The sequence below is a fragment of the Nocardioides sp. JCM 18998 genome (assembly GCF_055391535.1).
Window position 1 is genome coordinate 781,724 of the sequence record NZ_AP043886.1, and the last position, 17,220, is coordinate 798,943.

Sequence of the window (17,220 nt, forward strand, 5' to 3'; positions counted from 1 at the left end):
TGGTTCGAACGTATTGACTGCAATCTCGAGGGGGCACCGTGGAGCCAGATCGATCGTCAGCGCCGGAGGCGTTCAAGGCGCTCGGCGACCCCGTTCGATGGACCATCATCCGGTTGATGGCCGAGCAGCCCGAGCTCGCCGGATCGGTCCTCGACGAGGCGCTCTCCATCTCCCGGCCGACGATCTCGTACCACATCCGGATCCTCACCCAGGCGGGCCTCGTCGACGTCAGCAAGCGCGGGCGCAACCACTACTACACGCTGCGCCGCGACGTGCTCGGCATGCTTCTCGACGAGCTCGGCTCGCTGGCGCCCGGCCTGCGGGCCGTCCCGGACGTCCGGGAGCCGCTCGGCACGGACGCGATCGCCCAACCCGCCCCGGCCGCGGAGCTTCCCGAGGTGATCCCGACATGGTGACCCACGACGGCGATGCCGTCCTCGTCTCGCGTCCCGCGCACGGCGTCGTGCTGCTGACGCTCAACCGGCCGACGATGCGCAACGCGATGAACAGGGAGCTGACGCGGGACTGGAACGACGTCCTCGACCAGCTGGTCGAGGACGGGGAGACCCGATGCGTCGTCGTGACCGGCGCAGGCACCTCCTTCTGTGCCGGCGCCGACCTCTCCTGGCTCGACCAGGGCAACCCCGAGACCACCATCGACCGGCTGCGCAACCAGATGCTGCCGTTCTACGAGAGCTGGCTGCGCCCGCGGCGCCTGCCCTTCCCGGTCGTCGCAGCCGTCAACGGCCCCGCGATCGGCGCCGGGCTCTGCCTCGCCCTGTCGTGCGACGTGCGCTTCGCCAGCCCCGACGCCGTCTTCAGCACCCCGTTCATCCACCTCGGCACGCACTCCGGCATGGGGGCGACCTTCCTGCTGCCGGACGCGATCGGCCAGTCCCGTGCCCGCGAGATGCTCTTCACCGGGCGCGAGGTGCGCTCGGCCGAGGCCCGCGAGTGGGGCCTGGTCTCCGAGGTGGCCGAGGACGTCGTCGCCCACGCCGTCGAGGTGGCGACGCGGATCGCCGCCGCCGGCCCGATCGCCGCGCGGCTGACCAAGGCCGGTCTGGAGGCGGCAGCGAACGGCTTCGAGGCCTCGATCCGGTGGGAGGCGCTCGCCCAGCCCGTGACGCTGACGACCGAGGACATCCATGAGGGCATCGCGGCCTTCCGCGCGGGGCGCAGCCCGCAGTTCCGGGGCCGCTGACCCACTCCGCTCAGGTCGTCTCGCCCTGCTCGACCTGCAGGCTGCCGAAGTCGACCTCCGTGATCGCGTCCGCGTCGCCGAACTCCACCAGGAGGGCGTCGAGCAGGGCCACCAGCAGCGGGCGGGTGTCGCCCCAAACGCTGGAGAGCCGGGGCTGGGAGAGCTGACCGATCGGTCCCCTCCCCATCCCGACGATGCCGACGTCACCCGGGACGGCGAGCTGCAGCGCGCGGGCGGCGTGCAGCACCGCGAGCGCGACGTCGTCGTTGAAGCAGGCGACGCCCACCGGCGTCGTGACCGACTTGAGCATCGTCTCGACCGCGTCGGAGGCGCCGGCGGCGTCCAGCGGGATGCCGAGGAGGTACGGCTCGGCCAGCCCGTTCTCCGCGCAGACCGTACGCGTCGCCTCCGTACGGCCGTGGTCGTAGGGGTGTCCGCGCTCGTCGGCGAGGAAGGCGTACGCGAGCTGGTGGAAGCCACGCGCGACCAGGTGCTCGGCCTGGACCCGCCCGAAGGCGAGATTGCTGCCGGCGCCCTTGGAGTCGACGGCCGTCCCGACGACCGGGGAGCCCAGACGCCGCAGGTCGTCGTGGTCCTGGCTGGTGAGCCCGCCGAGGTCGATGATGCCCGCCGGGCGCAGCGACTCCGCCACGTGCCGCAGTCGCTGGTGCGCCTCGGAGTCGACCGGGCCGGAGAGCTGCACGACGGTGTTGAAGCCGTGCTCGGCCAGTCCCTCGGAGAGCACGTCGACGATGTCCTGGAGCCCGCCCATGGTGGTGAACGGGAAGACGATCATGACGATGTCGCTGCGTCCGCGGACCAGCGCCCGCCCGGCGGAGGACGGCACGTAGCCGAGCTCGTCGGCGGCCTGGCGTACCCGGTCGACCGTCTCGGGGGTGAAGCGGCCCCCCTGGCCGTTGAGGACGTGGCTGACCGTCGCGCGGGAGACTCCCGCGCGACGGGCCACATCGATGCTGCGGGGCGGTCGATCGCTCACGCGCGCAGCGTATTAGACGGCGACAGCGCCTTCGCCCAGGTAGCTTCGGACGAGCTCGTCCCCGGCCCCGGCCGCGGGCCCCGACCAGGCGAGCGTGCCGCGCTGGAGGATGATCGCGTCGTCGGCGAAGTCGAGCGCGCGGGTGGCGAACTGCTCGATCAGGATCACCGCGACCCCACGGTCGCGGGCCTGCTGGAGGCCCTTGAAGACCACGTCCACCAGCTGGGGCGCGAGACCGAGCGACATCTCGTCGGCGATGACGACCTTCGGCTGCACCATCAGCGCACGCGCCAGCGAGAGCATCTGCTGCTCGCCGCCCGACAGGGTCCCGGCGAGCTGGCGCCGACGCTTCCCGAGGACCGGGAAGAGCTCGAAGGCGTGCGCGAGCGCCGCACTCTTGTCGATGCCCTTGTCCGCCGACAGCCCCATCCGGAGGTTGTCCATCACCGACAGGCTGCGGAAGACGCCGCGGCCCTCCGGCAGGTGGACGACGCCGGAGCGACGCCAGACGTGACCGGGCTTCTTGGTGAGGTCCTTGCCCTCGAGCTCGATGACGCCGGAGGTCGGCTTCACCAGGCCGGACAGGGTCCGGGCCAGCGTGGACTTGCCCGAGCCGTTCGAGCCGAGGACCGCGATGGACTTGTTCGCGCCGAGCTCGAAGGAGATGTTCGACAGGGCCTGGGCGGGCCCGTAGTAGACGTTGAGGTCGGTGACCTTCAACAGCGGTGCGTTCATGCCGGCTCTCCTGCACTCGTGGCGGCCAGGTTGCTGTCGGACTCGTCGATCGGGATCGCCGGCGACTCCTCGCCGAGGTACGCCGCCCGGACGGCCGGGTTGTTGCGGATCTGCTCGGGGTCGCCCTCGGCGATCTTGACGCCGAAGTCGATGACGTAGACGTAGTCGCACAGGCTGAGGACCATCGGCACGTCGTGCTCGACGAAGAGCAGCGAGACGCCGTGGTCGGCGACGACCTTGCGCATCGTGTGGGCGAGGTCCTCGGACTCGGCGACGTCGAGGCCCGAGGACGGCTCGTCCATCAACATGACCTTCGGGTCCGTCGCCAGGGCACGGGCGACCTCGACGAGCCGGCTGGTTCCGAGCGGGAGGCCGAGCACCGGGCTGTGCTGGATGCCGGTCAGGTTGACCTCCTCCAGCAGCTCGTCGACCCGCTCGTTCTCGGCCTTGTCCTGCTTGCCGAACAGGCCCCGGCCGGTGAGGAGATCGGTCGCGATCCGCGACTTGCTGTGCCGCATCCGGTAGCCGAGCACCACGTGCTCGCGGATGGACAGCGACGCGAACAACTCCGGGTGCTGGAACGTACGGGCGAGCCCGAGCTGTGCGCGCTTCTGCGGCGAGGCCGTGGTGACGTCGACACCATCCATGAAGACCCGGCCCTGGGTCGGCTGGAGCAGGCCCGACAGGACACCGAAGAGGGTGCTCTTGCCGGCGCCGTTCGGGCCGACCAGGCCGACGATCTGGCCGGCCGGGACCGCGAGGTCGACATCGGCGAGCGCGACCAGGCCGCCGAACTTCATCGTCACGCCCTTGGCCTCGAGGCGGGGAGTGCTGTTCACGCTGTTCTCCTTCGTGCTCATGCCCGGTGCCCCGCCGTCGCCGGCTCGGAGGCGGACTGGCTGGTGGTGGCGCCTGCGGCACGCCGCTCGGCCTTCTTCGCGCGTCGCTTGAGCATGTCGCTCGCGGTCTGGGCGAACGCGCCCTCGGGGTGCGACGCGAGCGCGACGGCGCCGAGGCCGAACAGGATCGTCGGCACGTCACCGATGTTGTGCGGGAGCCACGTCTGGAAGACGCCCGGGATCATGTAGTACATGAGGCCGGTCAGCAGCGCCGCCATCACGGAGCGCGACCCGAGGGTCATGAGGACCGCGAGCCAGACCAGGCCGTTGAAGGGCTGCCAGCTCTCGGGCTTGGTGGTGTTCCAGTCCATCGCGATGAAGGCGCCGCCGAGCGCGGCGACGTAGCTCGCGAGCGCCGAGACGAGCACCTTCGACTGCAGGATGCTGATGCCCAGCGTCTTGGCGCCGTTCTCGCTCCAGCGGACCGCGCCGAGCGCGAGACCGGCGGTGGACCGGCGCAGGTTGATGACGAGCAGGGAGACGACGAGGAACACCGCGAGGGCGAGATAGACGTACGTCTGGTTGTCCGTCGCCCAGCTCGGCCGGTTGACGATCGTGCCCGAGCCCCAGTTGTACCAACGGTTGTCGGCGCCGACGAGCAGCGTCTGAGCGAGCAGGCCGGCGCTGAGCGTGACCAGCGCGACGTACAGCTCACCGAGCCGGATGGTGAGGACGCCGATCAGGATGCCGACCGGGATGACGAGGACCGGGCCGACCACGGCGGCCAGCAGCGGGTCCCACCCGCGGTTGGTGGAGAGCTCGGCGACGATGATCGCGCCGACGCCGGCGAAGCTGATCTGGCAGAGCCAGAGCATGCCGCCCTCGCCGGTGACCAGCGTGTAGGAGAGGAGCGCGATGCCGAGCACGATGCCGTGGGCGGCGAGGCCGGACCAGTAGGTGCTGAAGACCTGCGGCATGATCGCCACGACCGCGATGAAGGCGACCGAGAGGACCAGCGGCATCGGCAGGTTGGCGATGGTGAGGCCGCGGCTCGGGGCGACGCTCGAGTCACCGCCGTCGACGCTGATGGCCTTGTCGAGCGCGCCGCCCGACTGGCCGTCCCCGGCCTGGCCGGTGAACGCGAACACGAGCAGCGCGACCAGCATGAACAGCATCGGGACGCTGGGGATGAAGTACTCGGCGAAGGTGCCGTCGGGCTTGATCCAGTTCTGGGGCACGGCGCTCACCACGCCGATGCCGAGGCCGGCGAGCATGGCGACCGGCAGGCTGCGCAGCCGCGCGACGACGATCGCCGCGAACGCGGTGGCCATCAGGGGCGTCATCCCCGCCGACGACAGGCCCGAGGTCGGGGCGACCAGGATGCCGGTGAGGCCGGCCAGCGCGGTGCTGACGGCCCAGACGCCCATCGAGACCTGGCTCGGGCTGGTGCCGCTCAGGCTGGTCAGGGCCCCGGAGTCGACCAGGGCGCGGACCCGGAGGCCGATGTCGGTGAAGCGCATCACGACGGTGCCGAGGATCAGCACGAGCACCAGGGCGCCGTACATGAACATCTGATCGGCGTTGATCACGGTGCCGAAGAGGTGGAAGACGTGGAGGGGGATGGGCGCCAGTCCGACGGCGGTGACGTCGGCGAGCTTGCCGAAGACCAGGTCGACGATCGGGGGCAGCGCGACCGAGAGGCCGAGCGTCGCCATCAGCTTGACGAGCGTCGAGCTGCCTTGGAGGTGTCGGAACAGGAGCCCGTAGAGCAAGGTCCCGAGCAGGGGCGCCACGATCAGGAGCGAGACGATGGCCGCGGGCAGGATCGCCCAGCCATGCGCCACGTGGAGCTCGTAGTAGACGCGCGCGATGCTGTAGGCCATCGCGGCGAAGGCCAGGTTGAAGACGCCGGAGGCGACGTAGGTGATCACCAACGAGCCGGCTGCGATGGCATAGAGAGAGCCGGTGGCTAGTCCGGCGAAGAGGTACGCAAGCACGAGAACTCCATCTCCTCAGGCGCGGGCTTGAGTCGCCCTGGGCTGGTTCATCAATTGACGTAGGTCAACGGTTTTACGGATGTGGACGTGGCCTCGATGAGACTGTCCGTCAGGCGGGTGCCCGGAAAGCCCGAGGCCGGGTCGCGCTGGGCCTCCAGGCCCAGCGCGACCCGACACGGCGGGCTAGCTGATGGCGGTGCCGCAGAACGGCTTGTCGCTCTCCGGCTTGAAGTCGTGGTCGGTGAGCTTCACCAGGTAGGAGCAGGTCTCCTTGGCATCGGCCGAGGAGGTGAAGTCGCGCGGCTGGGCCAGCAGGCCGCCGGCGTCCCAGTCGCTGCTGCTGCGCAGGGCGGCGCCGATCTCGGCAGGCGTGGCGTCGCAGCCGGCCTTCTCGAGCCCGTAGATGAACTCGTCACCGGACAGCCAGCCCTGGCTCTGCGCGAAGGTCGGCAGGCCCGAGTCGTTGCCCATGTACTTCTTCAGCGCGGCGGCGAGCGCGTCGGTCGCCGTCGTGTGCAGGTCCGCCGGGGCGACCTGCGTGGAGAAGGTGACGCCCTGCGAGGCCTGGACGGCGGGCTCGGAGGCGAGCAGCTCGGGGCCGTAGCCGATCGGGAACTCGATGGCCTTGAACTTCACGCCGGCCTGCAGGGCACCGCCGAGGACGGCGAGCGCGGTGTCCGGGTTGAGCGTGGTGTAGAACCCGTCGGCGCCGGACTTGACGATGCCCTGGACGATCGCGGCGACGTCCTTCGAGCCGTAGTCGATCTTGTCGTTCTTGTACGCGACGTCGATCCCGGCGTTCTCGAACGAGCCCACGGCCTGGCCGAGCGCGCCGGCCGAGCTGGCGACGTTGTAGGCGATGCCGGCGACCTTGGTGACGCCCTTGGACTTGAAGTAGTCGCCCGGCTGCGTGTACGCCGTCTTGTACGACGTCGGCGCGAGGACCGGGAAGATCAGGTTGGAGTCGTCGAAGTAGGACGAGTTGGTGTCGTAGCCGCCGCCGAGGACGGGGACCTTCTTCGCAGCCGGGTCGGTCGTCATGTACTGCGAGGCGCCGTAGAACTCGGCGGTCGACTGGATCAGGACGTCGATCTTGTCCTGCTGCACGAACTTCTGCGCGAGGCTCAACGCGCCCTCGGGCGTGTTCGTGTCGTCGCCGTCGACCCACGTGACCTTGCGGCTGGCGCACTTGCCGCCGCCGTCGACGTAGGCCTGCCAGCGGGCCTCGATGGCCTTGCCGGTCTCCTTGAAGGTCTCGGAGGACGGGCCCGTCTGCGAGTACATCAGGCCGATCTTGAGGGCGCCGGTGTTGCCGTTGTCGCCCGCCGTCGTGGAGCTGTCGTTGTTGTTGCTGCCGCAGGCCGCGAGGGCCAGAGCCGCGATCCCGGCGACCGCGGTCGCCGCTGCCTTGTGACGCATGTGTCGTCCCATCATCGTTAGGAAACCTTCGAACGATCGGCGGCGGCACCGAGCCGGCCAACCTGTGATCGCGATCACTATGCAACTCCTGACGCCCAGATGTCACGGGGTTTGGGGCATAACATTTAGATAAATGCCCGGAATTTTTCCCTGCTGAGCGTGAAACCGATGGGCGGCCAGTTCGACGGCTCTCTCATTTTCGAACCCTCGGCGGTCCAGACCACTGACAGATCGTTGTCTCGTCGGTACCGTTCCGCGGGTGAGCGACAGCGACATCACCGGCCCGGCTCCCCTCGATCCCGACGCCGGCCCCGACGCCGGCCCCGACGCCGGCACCGACGCCGGCACCGACGCCGGCACCGATCCTGCCGGCGGCTGGAGGGTCGGGGACGGCGTCACGTACGCGCCCCGCTTCAGCTTCGACGCGACCTATCACCGGGGCGTGATCGTGGCGATCGAGATCGTCCCCGGCCCGGACGGAGCGCCGTGCGCGAAGTTCACCGTGGAGTCCGCGCCACCGCTCGGCTTCGGCCGGGTGCAGCTCGAGCTCGCCCACCTGCGGGAGCACTGGCAGCCCGACCGGGCCTGACTCCTTTTTGACAATCAGTCAAATATATAGCCTTGATGCCCTCTTGCGGACTAGCATCAGGCATCCCCGCCTCGCGTCCAAGAACTGAGGAGCCATCGTGGCGTCGTTTGACTACATCATCGTCGGAGCCGGCTCGGCCGGCTGCGTGCTCGCCGACCGGCTGAGCGCCGACGGGAAGACCACCGTCCTGCTGCTCGAGCTGGGCGGCAAGAACAACAGCTTCTGGATCGATGTCCCGAAGGGATTCGCGAAGACGAACACCCCGGAGTACATGATCTACAACCAGACCGAGCCGATCGCGCCGTTCGGCATCCAGGAGACCTGGTTCCGGGGCCGCGGCCTCGGCGGCTCCAGCTCGGTCAACGGGATGGTCTACAACCGCGGCTTCCAGGCCGACTACGACGGCATCGTGGAGCAGGGCAATCCCGGCTGGGGCTGGGACGAGATGCGCCGCGTCTACCGGACCATCGAGGACCACGAGCTCGGCGCCAACGAGAACCGCGGCGCCGGCGGCCCGCTCAAGGTCGGCGTCCGCACCTACGACGACGACCTCTCGCCGTTGCTGATGGAGGCCGCCGGCGGCCTGGGCAGCAAGCGCGTCGCGGACATCAACGACTCCGACGAGGAGCGGATCGGCTACACCCCCGCGACCATCCGCCGCGGCAAGCGGCAGAGTGCCAACCGGGCGTTCCTGCAGCCGGCCCTCAAGCGACCCAACCTCACGCTGCGGATGCACACCGAGATCACCAAGATCATCATCGAGAACGGCACCGCCGTCGGCGTCTCGGGCACCTCCGAGGGTGCTCGCGTGGAGTTCCGCGCCACCAAGGAGGTGATCGTCTCCAGCGGCAGCCTCGGCTCGCCGAAGCTGCTCCAGCTCTCCGGCATCGGCCCCTCGCAGGTGCTCAAGGAGGCCGGCGTCGACGTCGTCGTCGACTCCCCCAACATCGGTGAGGGCCTGCGCGAGCACCGCTGCATCTCGATCCAGTTCCGGATCAAGAGCGATCTCGGCCAGAACAAGCTGATCTACAACAGCGCCCACCAGAACTGGGAGGGCATGAAGTACCTCGTCACGCGCAAGGGCCCGATCGCCACGCCGGCGTACGAGATGCTGTGGTTCCTCAAGGCCACCGCCGAGTCCCAGCGACCCGACGCCCAGGTCCTGGTCACCCCGATGTCGATGGGCGTGGGGATCACCAAGTTCGACGTCGAGCGTCGTCCCGGCTTCCAGATGCTCGGCTTCGCGCTGCGACCCGACAGCCTCGGCTCGGTGCACATCACCTCCGCGGACCCCAACGTCCCGCAGCGACTGGTGCCGAGCTACCTCGAGACCGAGCACGACCGGAAGGTGTCCCTGGGGATGTTCGCCAAGATGCGCGAGCTGGCCCAGCAGTCCCCGATCGCCGACGAGATCGTCATCGAGACCGTGCCCGGGCCGCTCATCCAGAGCGACGACGCGGTGATGGCGCACGCCGCGATGTTCGGCGGCCCCGGCTACCACGCTTCGGGCGCGGTCAAGATGGGCCCGAACGACGACGACCCGGTCGACAGCGAGTGCCGGGTGCGCGGCGTCGACAACCTCCGGGTCATCGACGTGTCGGTGCTGCCGCGGATGGTGTCGGGCAACCTCAACGCCCCGATGATGTCGATGGCGTGGCGTGCCGCCGAGATGATCATCGCCGGCCGCTGATCTGCTCCCCGCAGCGGGGACGAAAGAACCGGGCCGCCCGATCGGGCGGCCCGGTTCTTCGTTGTTCGGGGACGTCGGAGACGAGGAGCTCAGTCGATCTCCACCGCGACGGTGGTGATCGCCTTGGTGCCGGCGATGACGTCGTTGCGGTAGCCGACGAACTTCGCCGGGGCGCCGAAGGAGACGACGCCGACGAGGTTGCCGCCCTTCCTGTAGCCGATCACGGTGCCCTTCACCGGGCCTCCCTCGAGGCCCTCCCCGTCGAGCGTGACGACCTCGTCGGCGATGTCCGTACGGCCGAGCATCTGGAGCTTGAGGCCGAACTGGTCCGACCAGACGTACGGCGGCGCCAGCGTCGGCGTGTCCTTGAGCAGGATGTCGGAGGCGACCATCTGGGCCTGGTCGCTGGCGTTGGTCCAGTGCTCGTTGCGGGCGTAGCCGCGACGCGGCTGGTCCCACCACGAGGTGGAGTCGCCGAGCGCCCAGACCATCGGGAGGGGAGGCACCCGACCGGTGCCGCCGGCGAGGATGCCGTCGCCGACCGGGAGCTCGGTGCCGCGCAGCCAGTGCACGTCGGGGACCGAGCCGATCGAGACGAGGATGGTGTCGGCGCTCAGCTTCTCGCCGCCCTCCAGCTCGACCGTGGTGGCGTCCAGGAAGCCGACGACCTTCGTGTCCGTGCGCAGATCCACGCCCGCGTCGCGGAACAGGCGCGCGACGAGCTCGCCGCCCTGCGTGCCGATCTGTCGCTCGCACGGCTGCGCCAGCGCCTCGACGACCGTGACCTCGACGTCAGCGGCGCGGGCCGCGGTCGCGACCTCGGCTGCGATGAAGCCGCCGCCGACGATGAGCAGGCGCGAGCCGGCGACGAGCCGCTCCTTGATCGCGAGCGCATCGGCGACGGTGCGCAACGTGAGCACGCCGTCCGGCTGGCCCGGCAGGGTGCGGGGCACCGCGCCGGTGGCGATGATGGTGGCGTCGGTGCGCAGCTCGGCGCCGTCGCTCAGGTGCACGGTCCACACCCCGAGCCCGACCGCTGACACGCCGAGGCGCAGGTCGACGTCGAGCTCCTTGAGGGCGGCCTCGTCGCGGAACGTCACCCGCTCGGCCTCCCATGCACCGGTGAGGACCTGCTTCGACAGCGGCGGGCGGTCGTACGGGAGCGCGTCCTCCTTGCCGATCAGGGTGAGCGTCCCGGTGTAACCCTGGGCGCGCAGCTGCTCGCAGGCACGGAGCCCTGCGAGCCCGGCCCCGATGACGGCGATCGACTTGGGAACGATGTGAGCCACTGTCTCTTCCTTACTGCTTCTGCTGCTTCATGGGTTAGAGCGAGATCCCGACGAGCTTCACGTCGAGGTACTCGTCGATGCCTTCGGCACCACCTTCACGCCCCAACCCGCTGGCGCCGGTGCCTCCGAAGGGCGCCTGGGCGCCGGTGGGATTGATGTCGTTGATGCCGACGATGCCGAAGTGGAGCGCCTCGGAGACGCGCACGGCGCGGCTCAGGTCGGTGGTGTAGACGTAGGACGCCAGGCCGTACTCGGTGTCGTTCGCCCGCGCGACGACCTCGTCCTCGGTGTCGAACGGGATGATCGCCGCGACGGGACCGAAGGTCTCCTCGCGATAGATCGTCATCGACTCGTCGACGTCGGCGAGCACGGTCGGGGCGAAGAAGAACCCGCGGTCGAGGCCATCCTCGGTCAGCCGCCGGCCGCCCTCGAGAAGACGGGCCCCACGGGCGACGGCGTCGTCGACCTGGCGCTGGACCTTGTCCAGCGAGGGCTGGTCGATGAGCGGGCCGATGCTGACCGTGGGCTGGTCGCCCTTGCCGGCGAGGAGCGCTGACGTACGGGCCGCGAGCACCTCGCTGAAGCGCTCGACGATGCTGCGCTGCACGTAGATGCGGTTGGGGCTGATGCAGGCCTGTCCGGTGTTGAGGAACTTGACCAGCGAGGCGCCCTTCGCGGCGTGCTCGGGATCGGCGTCGTCGAACACGATCATCGGGGCGTGGCCGCCGAGCTCGAGGGAGACCCGCTTCATCGTCGCCGCGGCCCGGGCCGCGAGCTCCTTGCCGACCTCGGTCGATCCGGTGAAGGTCAGCTTGCGCACCCGTACGTCGTCGAGCAGCCGGTCCCCCACCTCGGCGGGGCGGCTGGTGGTGACCAGGTTGGCGACGCCGGGCGGAAGACCGGCGTCCTCGAGCACCTTGAAGATCGCGGCCGCGCACAGCGGGGTCTGCTCCGCCGGCTTGAGCACGATCGTGCACCCGGCCGCGATCGCGGGCGCGACCTTCCGCGTGATCATCGACATCGGGTAGTTCCACGGGGTGATGCCGGCGACGATGCCGACCGGCTGCCGGAGCACGAGGAACCGGTGCCCGTCGCGGTTGGACGGGATCGTCTGGCCGTAGACCCGCTTCGCCTCCTCGGCGAACCAGGCCAGGAAGTCGGCCGCGTAGCGGACCTCGTTGCGCGCCGCCTTGAGCGGCTTGCCCTGTTCCAGCGTCATCAGCCGGGCGAGCTCCTCGGCCCGCTCCAGCATCAGCCGGTGCGCGCTCCAGAGCACCTCGGCTCGGCGGTACGCGGTCTCCTGACCCCAGCCCCCCAGCGCGTCGGCCGCGGCCGCGATGGCCCGGTCGGTCTCGGCCGCCCCGGCGTCCGCCGCGCGCCCGATGGCCGCGCCGGTCGCCGGATCGGTGACGTCGAAGGTGGCACCGCCGTCAGCGGCGTGCCACTTGCCGTCGATGAAGAGCGTCTCGGAGCCGATCGACTCCAGTGACATCGCGTCCATCGCCGGTCATCGCTCTTCGTTGCGCAGCAGGATCGCGCCGCTGGGGGTCAGGCCGCCGCTGCTCACGACGGCGATCCGGGCATCGGTGACCTGACGCTCCCCGCCGTCGCCCCGCATCTGCACGACCGCCTCGTGGAAGAGGCCCATGCCGTGGGTGCGGCCGGCGGAGAGCTGGCCGCCGTGCGGATTGAGCGGGAGGATCCCGTCGAGGGCGATGTTCTTGCCGCCGTCCAGGAAGTGCTTGGCCTCACCGATCTCGCAGAAGCCGAGCGCCTCGATCCAGGAGAGGCAGTTGAAGCTGAAGCCGTCGTAGAGGAGCGCGACGTCGACGTCGGCCGGCTTGAGCTCGGTGCGTGACCACATGTGGGCCGCCGGACCGATCGTCTGCGGCTCGTGCCACGAGGTGCTCTGCATCCACTCGACCGGCTCGATCAGCTGGGTGCCGAAGGCCTCGAAGTAGACCGGCTTGTTCGGGGCGTCCTTGGCGTGGTCCTTGGCGGAGATGACCACCGCGATCGCGCCGTCGCACGGGACGTCGTTGTCCAGCAGGCCGAACGGCGTGGTGATCATCCGGGCGCTCAGGTAGTCGTCCATGGTGATCGGGTCGCGGTAGATGGCGTGGGGGTTGCGCCCGGCCATGGTCCGCTGGTTGATCGCGATCCAGCCGAGCGTCTCCCGGGTCGCGCCGTAGCGCTCGAAGTAGCGGTTCGCGTGCTGCGCGAGGATGTGCGAGGCACCGGTGGCACCGGCCGGCACGCCCCACGCGGAGTCGTGCGCCGAGGCGCCACCGCCCATCGTGATCTTGCCCTCGCGCATCAGGGTCTCGTTGCTCGACTGCCACAGCGTGCGGAAGCAGAGCACGTGCTTGACCAGCCCGGAGGAGACCGCCATCGCCGCCCCGATGATCGAGCCGCCGGGGCCGAAGGTCTCGCCGCCGCCGTTGAACCAGGTCGGCTTGATCCGGAGGGCCGCCTCGAGAGCGGTGACACCGCCCTCGCCCATGCCGTACTCCAGGCCGCCGCCGGGGTACGTCGAGTAGCCGTCGATGTCCTCGGGGGTGAGGCCGGCGTCGGCGATCGCCTGGAGGCAGGCCTCCACCGTGAGCGAGAGCGGGTCGACCATCTGGCGACGGGCGACCTTCGACATCCCGATCCCGGAGACGAAGGAGTCGTGCTCGTACCGCTTGCCGGTCGCCGGCGGCCGTACCAGCGAGCGGATCCGCTCCGGCGTGAGCTCGTCCTCCGGGAGTTCCTGGCGATCCCCCGGCACCGGGTGGAAGGTCGGGACGAACTTCCCGTCGTCGGTCGGTGCCATCGTGACCTCGACCGGCATCCCGTGCTCGACCCCCTCCGGGTCGATGTCCGTGATCAGGCCCTGCACCTTGACGTACGGCGCCTCCTCGAGCGAGACAGTTCCGGTGACGTACGGCGGCTGCGGCAGCCCGGGCATGGAGAAGTGCACGTTCACGCTGTAGCCGAACAGGATGCCCCGTCCGGAGACCACCTCGGGCACGACGTTCGTGCTGCGGCACTTGTCGCAGATGGGCTTCGGCGGATGGATGTAGTGGCTGCAGTCCTGACAGCGCTTGATCCGCAGGTTGCCGTCCCCGCCGTCGTCGAAGAAGTACTCGTTGCCGGGGGCGACGAAGGGCGTACGGACGTGCAACTCGGTCACGGGGATCTCCTGGTCATGGGGCTGCCGGGGCAGGTGGATGGGGCTCAACCGACCTCGGCGACGCGCGCGTTGCGCGTGACGGGCTCGGCGAGACGCTGCTCGTCGATCACCTTCTGCATCTGCGCCATCGTCTCCTCGAGGTTCGGTCCGAGACGCTTGCCCGGCGTGAACGTCGCCTTGAGGTTCTTCATGCCGTTGATGACGCCGGTGGTGTCGTAGTAGACGGCGCTCTCGGGGTCGACCTTGAAGTCGGGCAGCCGGGTCAGCACCTCGTGCAGCATCGCCTTGAAGACCGAGCGGGCGACGTTGGAGCCGATGCAGCGGTGGATGCCGAGGCCGAAGCTGGCGTGCCGGTTGCCGGTGCGGTCGAGGATGATCTCGTTGGGGTTGTCGAAGACCTCCGGATCACGGTTGGCCATCGCCCACGACAGCCACAGCCGCTCGCCCTCCTTGAACTGCACCCCGTCGATCTCCGCGTCCTGCGAGATCGTGCGACCGTCGCCGGGCGCCGGGGTGACGTAGCGGAGGAACTCCTCGGTCGCGGAGTCGATCAGGTCGTCCCACTCCTCGATCAGGCGCTGACGCTGGTCGGGGTTCGCCGAGAGCCAGTCGAGCGCGTGGGCGGTGAGCGCGGTGGTGGTGTCGAAGCCGCCGCCGATCAGGAGGCCGATGTTGCCCAGCACCTCGGTGTCCTCGGCGGTGCCGCCCTCGACCTGTGCCTGCAGCATGGCATCGACCAGACCGGGGTTGCCGGTCTCCTTGACCCAGGCGTACAGGCGGAGCAACGAGCTCGTCATCTCGCCGAGGCTCGCCTGGAGCCGCGTGCGGGCCTCGACGTCGTCGGGCTTGGTGTAGACCTGTGCGTGGGTCGGCTCGACGAACGGCACGTAGTCGGCCAGGGGCCAGCCGAGCAGGCCCATCGTCATGATCGCGGGGACGATGTTGGCCAGGTCGTCGACGAAGTCGACCTCGCCCGACTCGATGAACTCGTCGACCGTCGCGCGGACGATCTCGTCCAGGACCGGCTTCCACCGAGCCACCGCCGCGGGCGAGAGGTAGGCGTTGAGCGCCTTGCGCCAGTCCTGCTGGCGCGGCGGGTCCATCGCGAGGAAGCTGGGCGCGGCGTAGCCCTGCCGGTACTCCTTCGGCGGCGGCGGGATGGAGATGCCCTCGTAGCCGCGGCGCACGCCGAACGGGTCGTCGTCGCTCGAGAGCACGTCGGCGCGACGGGCCAGGTCGAACAGCGCCTGGTTGCCGGCGATGAACCAGTAGCCGCCGTGCGTGTCGTTCCAGGCGATCGGGCACCTGGCCTGCATCTGGGCGGCGTTGGCCTCGAAGTCGATCCGGTAGCCCGAGTCGTGCCGGTTCATGCTGAACAGCAGAGCCTTCTTCTGGATGTCCTCGGCGCTCTCGGCTTCTTGGGTGCTCATGTCCTACTCCTTGATGACGGGGTGTCCGAGCCGCTCAGCGACCGAGCTCGGCGACGCCCTTGTGGCGGGTGACGGGCTCGGCGATCCGCTGCTCGTCGATGACCTTCTGCATCGCGGCGATGGTCTCCTGGAGGCCGGGGCCGAGTCGCTTGCCCGGGGTGAAGGTGGCCGGCAGGTGCTTCATGCCGTTGATCACGCCGGTGGTGTCGTAGTGGACCGCGCCGGTGGACTCACAGCTGAAGTCGGGCATCCGCTCCAGCACGTGGCGCAGCATCGTCTTGAACACCGCGCGCGCGACGTTCGAGCCGATGCAGCGGTGAATGCCCAGCCCGAAGCTGGCGTGCCGGTTGCCGGTACGGTCCAGCACGATCTCGTTCGGGTCGTCGAAGACCTCCGGGTCGCGGTTGGCCATCGCCCACGACAGCCAGACCCGGTCGCCCTCCTTGAACTGCACGCCGTCGATCTCGACGTCCTGCGAGATCGTGCGACCGTCGCCCTGGGCGGGCGTGTAGAACCGCAGGAACTCCTCGGTCGCCGAGTCGACCAGGGTGTCGTACTCCTCGATCAGCCGTTCGCGCTGCTCCGGGTGCTCGGAGAGCCACTCCAGCGCATGCGCGGTCAACGCCGTCGTCGTGTCGAAGCCACCACCGACGAGCAGGCCGACGACACCGAGGATCTCCATGTCGTCCGGTGCCGGCTGGTCGCCGAGCTCGACCTTGACCAGCGCGTCGATCAGGCCGGGCGTCTCCTTCTCGCGGATCGCGGCGAGCGACTTGTACATCTCCATGCCCATCGCGATCTGGGTCTCACGGACGCGTGCGATGTCCGGGTCGTCGGGCGAGGTGTAGATGCTGGCGTGGGTCGGCTCGACGTACGGCTCGTACTCGTCGAGCGGGACGCCGAGAAGGCCCATCGTCATGATGGCCGGCACGATGTTGGCCAGGTCGTCGACGAAGTCGATCGAGCCCGATTCGATCTTCTCGTCGATGCAGGAACGGGTCAGCTCGTCGGCGATGGGCTGCCAGCGTGCGACCGCTGCCGGCGAGAGGTAGGCGTTGAGCGCCTGGCGGTAGTGCTGCTGGCGCGGCGGGTCCATCTCCAGGAAGCCCCCGACCGTGCCGCCCCGTGTCTCGAGCGGCGGAGCCGGGATGCTGATCCCGAGGTAGCCCTGACGCTCGCCGTTGATGTCGGCGTCGTTGGACAGGACGTCCGAGCGACGCGCGACGTTGAAGAGCTGCTGGTTGCCCGCGACGAACCAGTAGCCGTCGTGGGTGTCGTTCCAGGCGATCGGGCACTTGGACTGGATCGTCCGGGTGTTCTCGACGAAGTCGACGCGGTAGCCCGAGTCGTGGCGGTTCATCGAGAACAGCAGCGCCTTCTTCTGGATGTCCTCGGCGCTCTCGGCGGCGTGGGTCGTCATGTCGTACTCCTGGTGACGGTGGGGTTCGCGACCGCTCGGCGGTCGATCTCGGCGACGCTCATGTGGCGGGGTACGGGCTCGGCGACCCGCTGTTCGTCGATCACCGGGTGCATCGCGGCGATCGTGGCCTGGAGGCTCGAGCCCAGGCGCTCAGAAGATGGTGATGGCCTGCTCGGGGCAGGAGCGCGCGGCCTCCAGGGCCGATGCCTCGAGCTCGGGCGGGACGTCCTCGGAGATGGGGCTGGAGTGGCCGTCCTCGTCGTTGAGCTGGAACACCTTCGGCGCGGCCATCGCGCAGAGGGTGTGACCCTGGCAGATGGAGCCGTCGACCTTGACCTTCATGGATGAGCCTCTTTCTCGGTACGGATGGCTGTGACGCGCGTCACGCTCAGGGGACCTGGCTGGACGCTACTCAAGTCCTATCGAACAGTCAATG

General features: G+C 69.4%; 15 protein-coding genes. 4 read left to right on the top strand and 11 right to left on the bottom strand.

Features of this window, described 5'->3' with window-relative positions; all coding sequences use genetic code 11:
* Positions 1 to 38 precede the first annotated feature (38 nt).
* A complete protein-coding gene (locus ACZ5L9_RS03735) occupies positions 39 to 416 on the top strand; it encodes an ArsR/SmtB family transcription factor (RefSeq protein WP_464534056.1) in 378 nt (125 codons plus the stop codon).
* Positions 410 to 1,204 carry an enoyl-CoA hydratase/isomerase family protein gene (locus ACZ5L9_RS03740; protein WP_464534059.1) on the top strand — a complete coding sequence of 265 codons (795 nt, stop codon included), beginning with the start codon at positions 410 to 412 and terminating at the stop codon, positions 1,202 to 1,204. Before ACZ5L9_RS03735 ends, ACZ5L9_RS03740 begins: the two co-directional genes overlap by 7 nt.
* A gap of 10 nt (positions 1,205 to 1,214) precedes the next feature.
* Here ACZ5L9_RS03740 and ACZ5L9_RS03745 read toward each other — a convergent pair whose 3' ends face one another.
* The 5 genes from ACZ5L9_RS03745 to ACZ5L9_RS03765 all read right to left on the bottom strand — a co-directional run bounded on the left by ACZ5L9_RS03745 (position 1,215) and on the right by ACZ5L9_RS03765 (position 7,191).
* Complete coding sequence (locus ACZ5L9_RS03745; RefSeq protein WP_464534062.1) at positions 1,215 to 2,201, bottom strand: LacI family DNA-binding transcriptional regulator; 987 nt, start codon at positions 2,199 to 2,201, stop codon at positions 1,215 to 1,217.
* A gap of 12 nt (positions 2,202 to 2,213) precedes the next feature.
* Complete coding sequence (locus ACZ5L9_RS03750; protein WP_464534064.1) at positions 2,214 to 2,936, bottom strand: ABC transporter ATP-binding protein; 723 nt, start codon at positions 2,934 to 2,936, stop codon at positions 2,214 to 2,216.
* Positions 2,933 to 3,775, bottom strand: a complete 843-nt coding sequence (locus tag ACZ5L9_RS03755) for an ABC transporter ATP-binding protein (RefSeq protein ID WP_464534066.1) — start codon at positions 3,773 to 3,775, stop codon at positions 2,933 to 2,935. The genes ACZ5L9_RS03750 and ACZ5L9_RS03755 overlap by 4 nt, the downstream gene beginning before the upstream one ends.
* Positions 3,776 to 3,792: 17 nt before the next feature.
* On the bottom strand, positions 3,793 to 5,772 hold the full coding sequence (locus ACZ5L9_RS03760; protein ID WP_464534068.1) for an ABC transporter permease: 1,980 nt from the start codon (positions 5,770 to 5,772) through the stop codon (positions 3,793 to 3,795).
* A 183-nt stretch (positions 5,773 to 5,955) separates the two neighbouring features.
* A complete protein-coding gene (locus tag ACZ5L9_RS03765; protein ID WP_464534070.1) occupies positions 5,956 to 7,191 on the bottom strand; it encodes an ABC transporter substrate-binding protein in 1,236 nt (411 codons plus the stop codon).
* Between the two features lie 259 nt (positions 7,192 to 7,450).
* Between ACZ5L9_RS03765 and ACZ5L9_RS03770 the strand changes: the two genes are divergently transcribed.
* Both ACZ5L9_RS03770 and ACZ5L9_RS03775 read left to right on the top strand, forming a co-directional pair.
* Positions 7,451 to 7,780 carry a hypothetical protein gene (locus tag ACZ5L9_RS03770; RefSeq protein WP_464534073.1) on the top strand — a complete coding sequence of 110 codons (330 nt, stop codon included), beginning with the start codon at positions 7,451 to 7,453 and terminating at the stop codon, positions 7,778 to 7,780.
* A 97-nt stretch (positions 7,781 to 7,877) separates the two neighbouring features.
* Entirely contained in the window at positions 7,878 to 9,470 is a 1,593-nt protein-coding gene (locus ACZ5L9_RS03775) for a GMC family oxidoreductase (RefSeq protein ID WP_464534076.1), read from the top strand.
* 89 nt (positions 9,471 to 9,559) lie between these two features.
* On the opposite strand, the gene ACZ5L9_RS03780 is transcribed toward ACZ5L9_RS03775, so the two are convergent.
* The 6 genes from ACZ5L9_RS03780 to ACZ5L9_RS03805 form a co-directional block, all read right to left on the bottom strand.
* Positions 9,560 to 10,759 (bottom strand): NAD(P)/FAD-dependent oxidoreductase, encoded by a 1,200-nt coding sequence (locus tag ACZ5L9_RS03780; RefSeq protein WP_464534079.1) that lies wholly within the window; start codon positions 10,757 to 10,759, stop codon positions 9,560 to 9,562.
* A gap of 34 nt (positions 10,760 to 10,793) precedes the next feature.
* Entirely contained in the window at positions 10,794 to 12,260 is a 1,467-nt protein-coding gene (locus tag ACZ5L9_RS03785; protein ID WP_464534082.1) for an NAD-dependent succinate-semialdehyde dehydrogenase, read from the bottom strand.
* Between the two features lie 6 nt (positions 12,261 to 12,266).
* Positions 12,267 to 13,934: a thiolase C-terminal domain-containing protein gene (locus ACZ5L9_RS03790; protein WP_464534084.1), complete on the bottom strand. Its 1,668-nt coding sequence runs from the start codon at positions 13,932 to 13,934 to the stop codon at positions 12,267 to 12,269.
* A 44-nt stretch (positions 13,935 to 13,978) separates the two neighbouring features.
* Positions 13,979 to 15,364, bottom strand: coding sequence for a cytochrome P450 (locus tag ACZ5L9_RS03795; RefSeq protein WP_464534086.1), 1,386 nt, complete (start codon positions 15,362 to 15,364; stop codon positions 13,979 to 13,981).
* 34 nt (positions 15,365 to 15,398) lie between these two features.
* Entirely contained in the window at positions 15,399 to 16,784 is a 1,386-nt protein-coding gene (locus ACZ5L9_RS03800; protein WP_464534089.1) for a cytochrome P450, read from the bottom strand.
* A gap of 150 nt (positions 16,785 to 16,934) precedes the next feature.
* Positions 16,935 to 17,126, bottom strand: a complete 192-nt coding sequence (locus ACZ5L9_RS03805) for a ferredoxin (protein ID WP_464534091.1) — start codon at positions 17,124 to 17,126, stop codon at positions 16,935 to 16,937.
* Between the last annotated feature and the right edge of the window lie 94 nt (positions 17,127 to 17,220).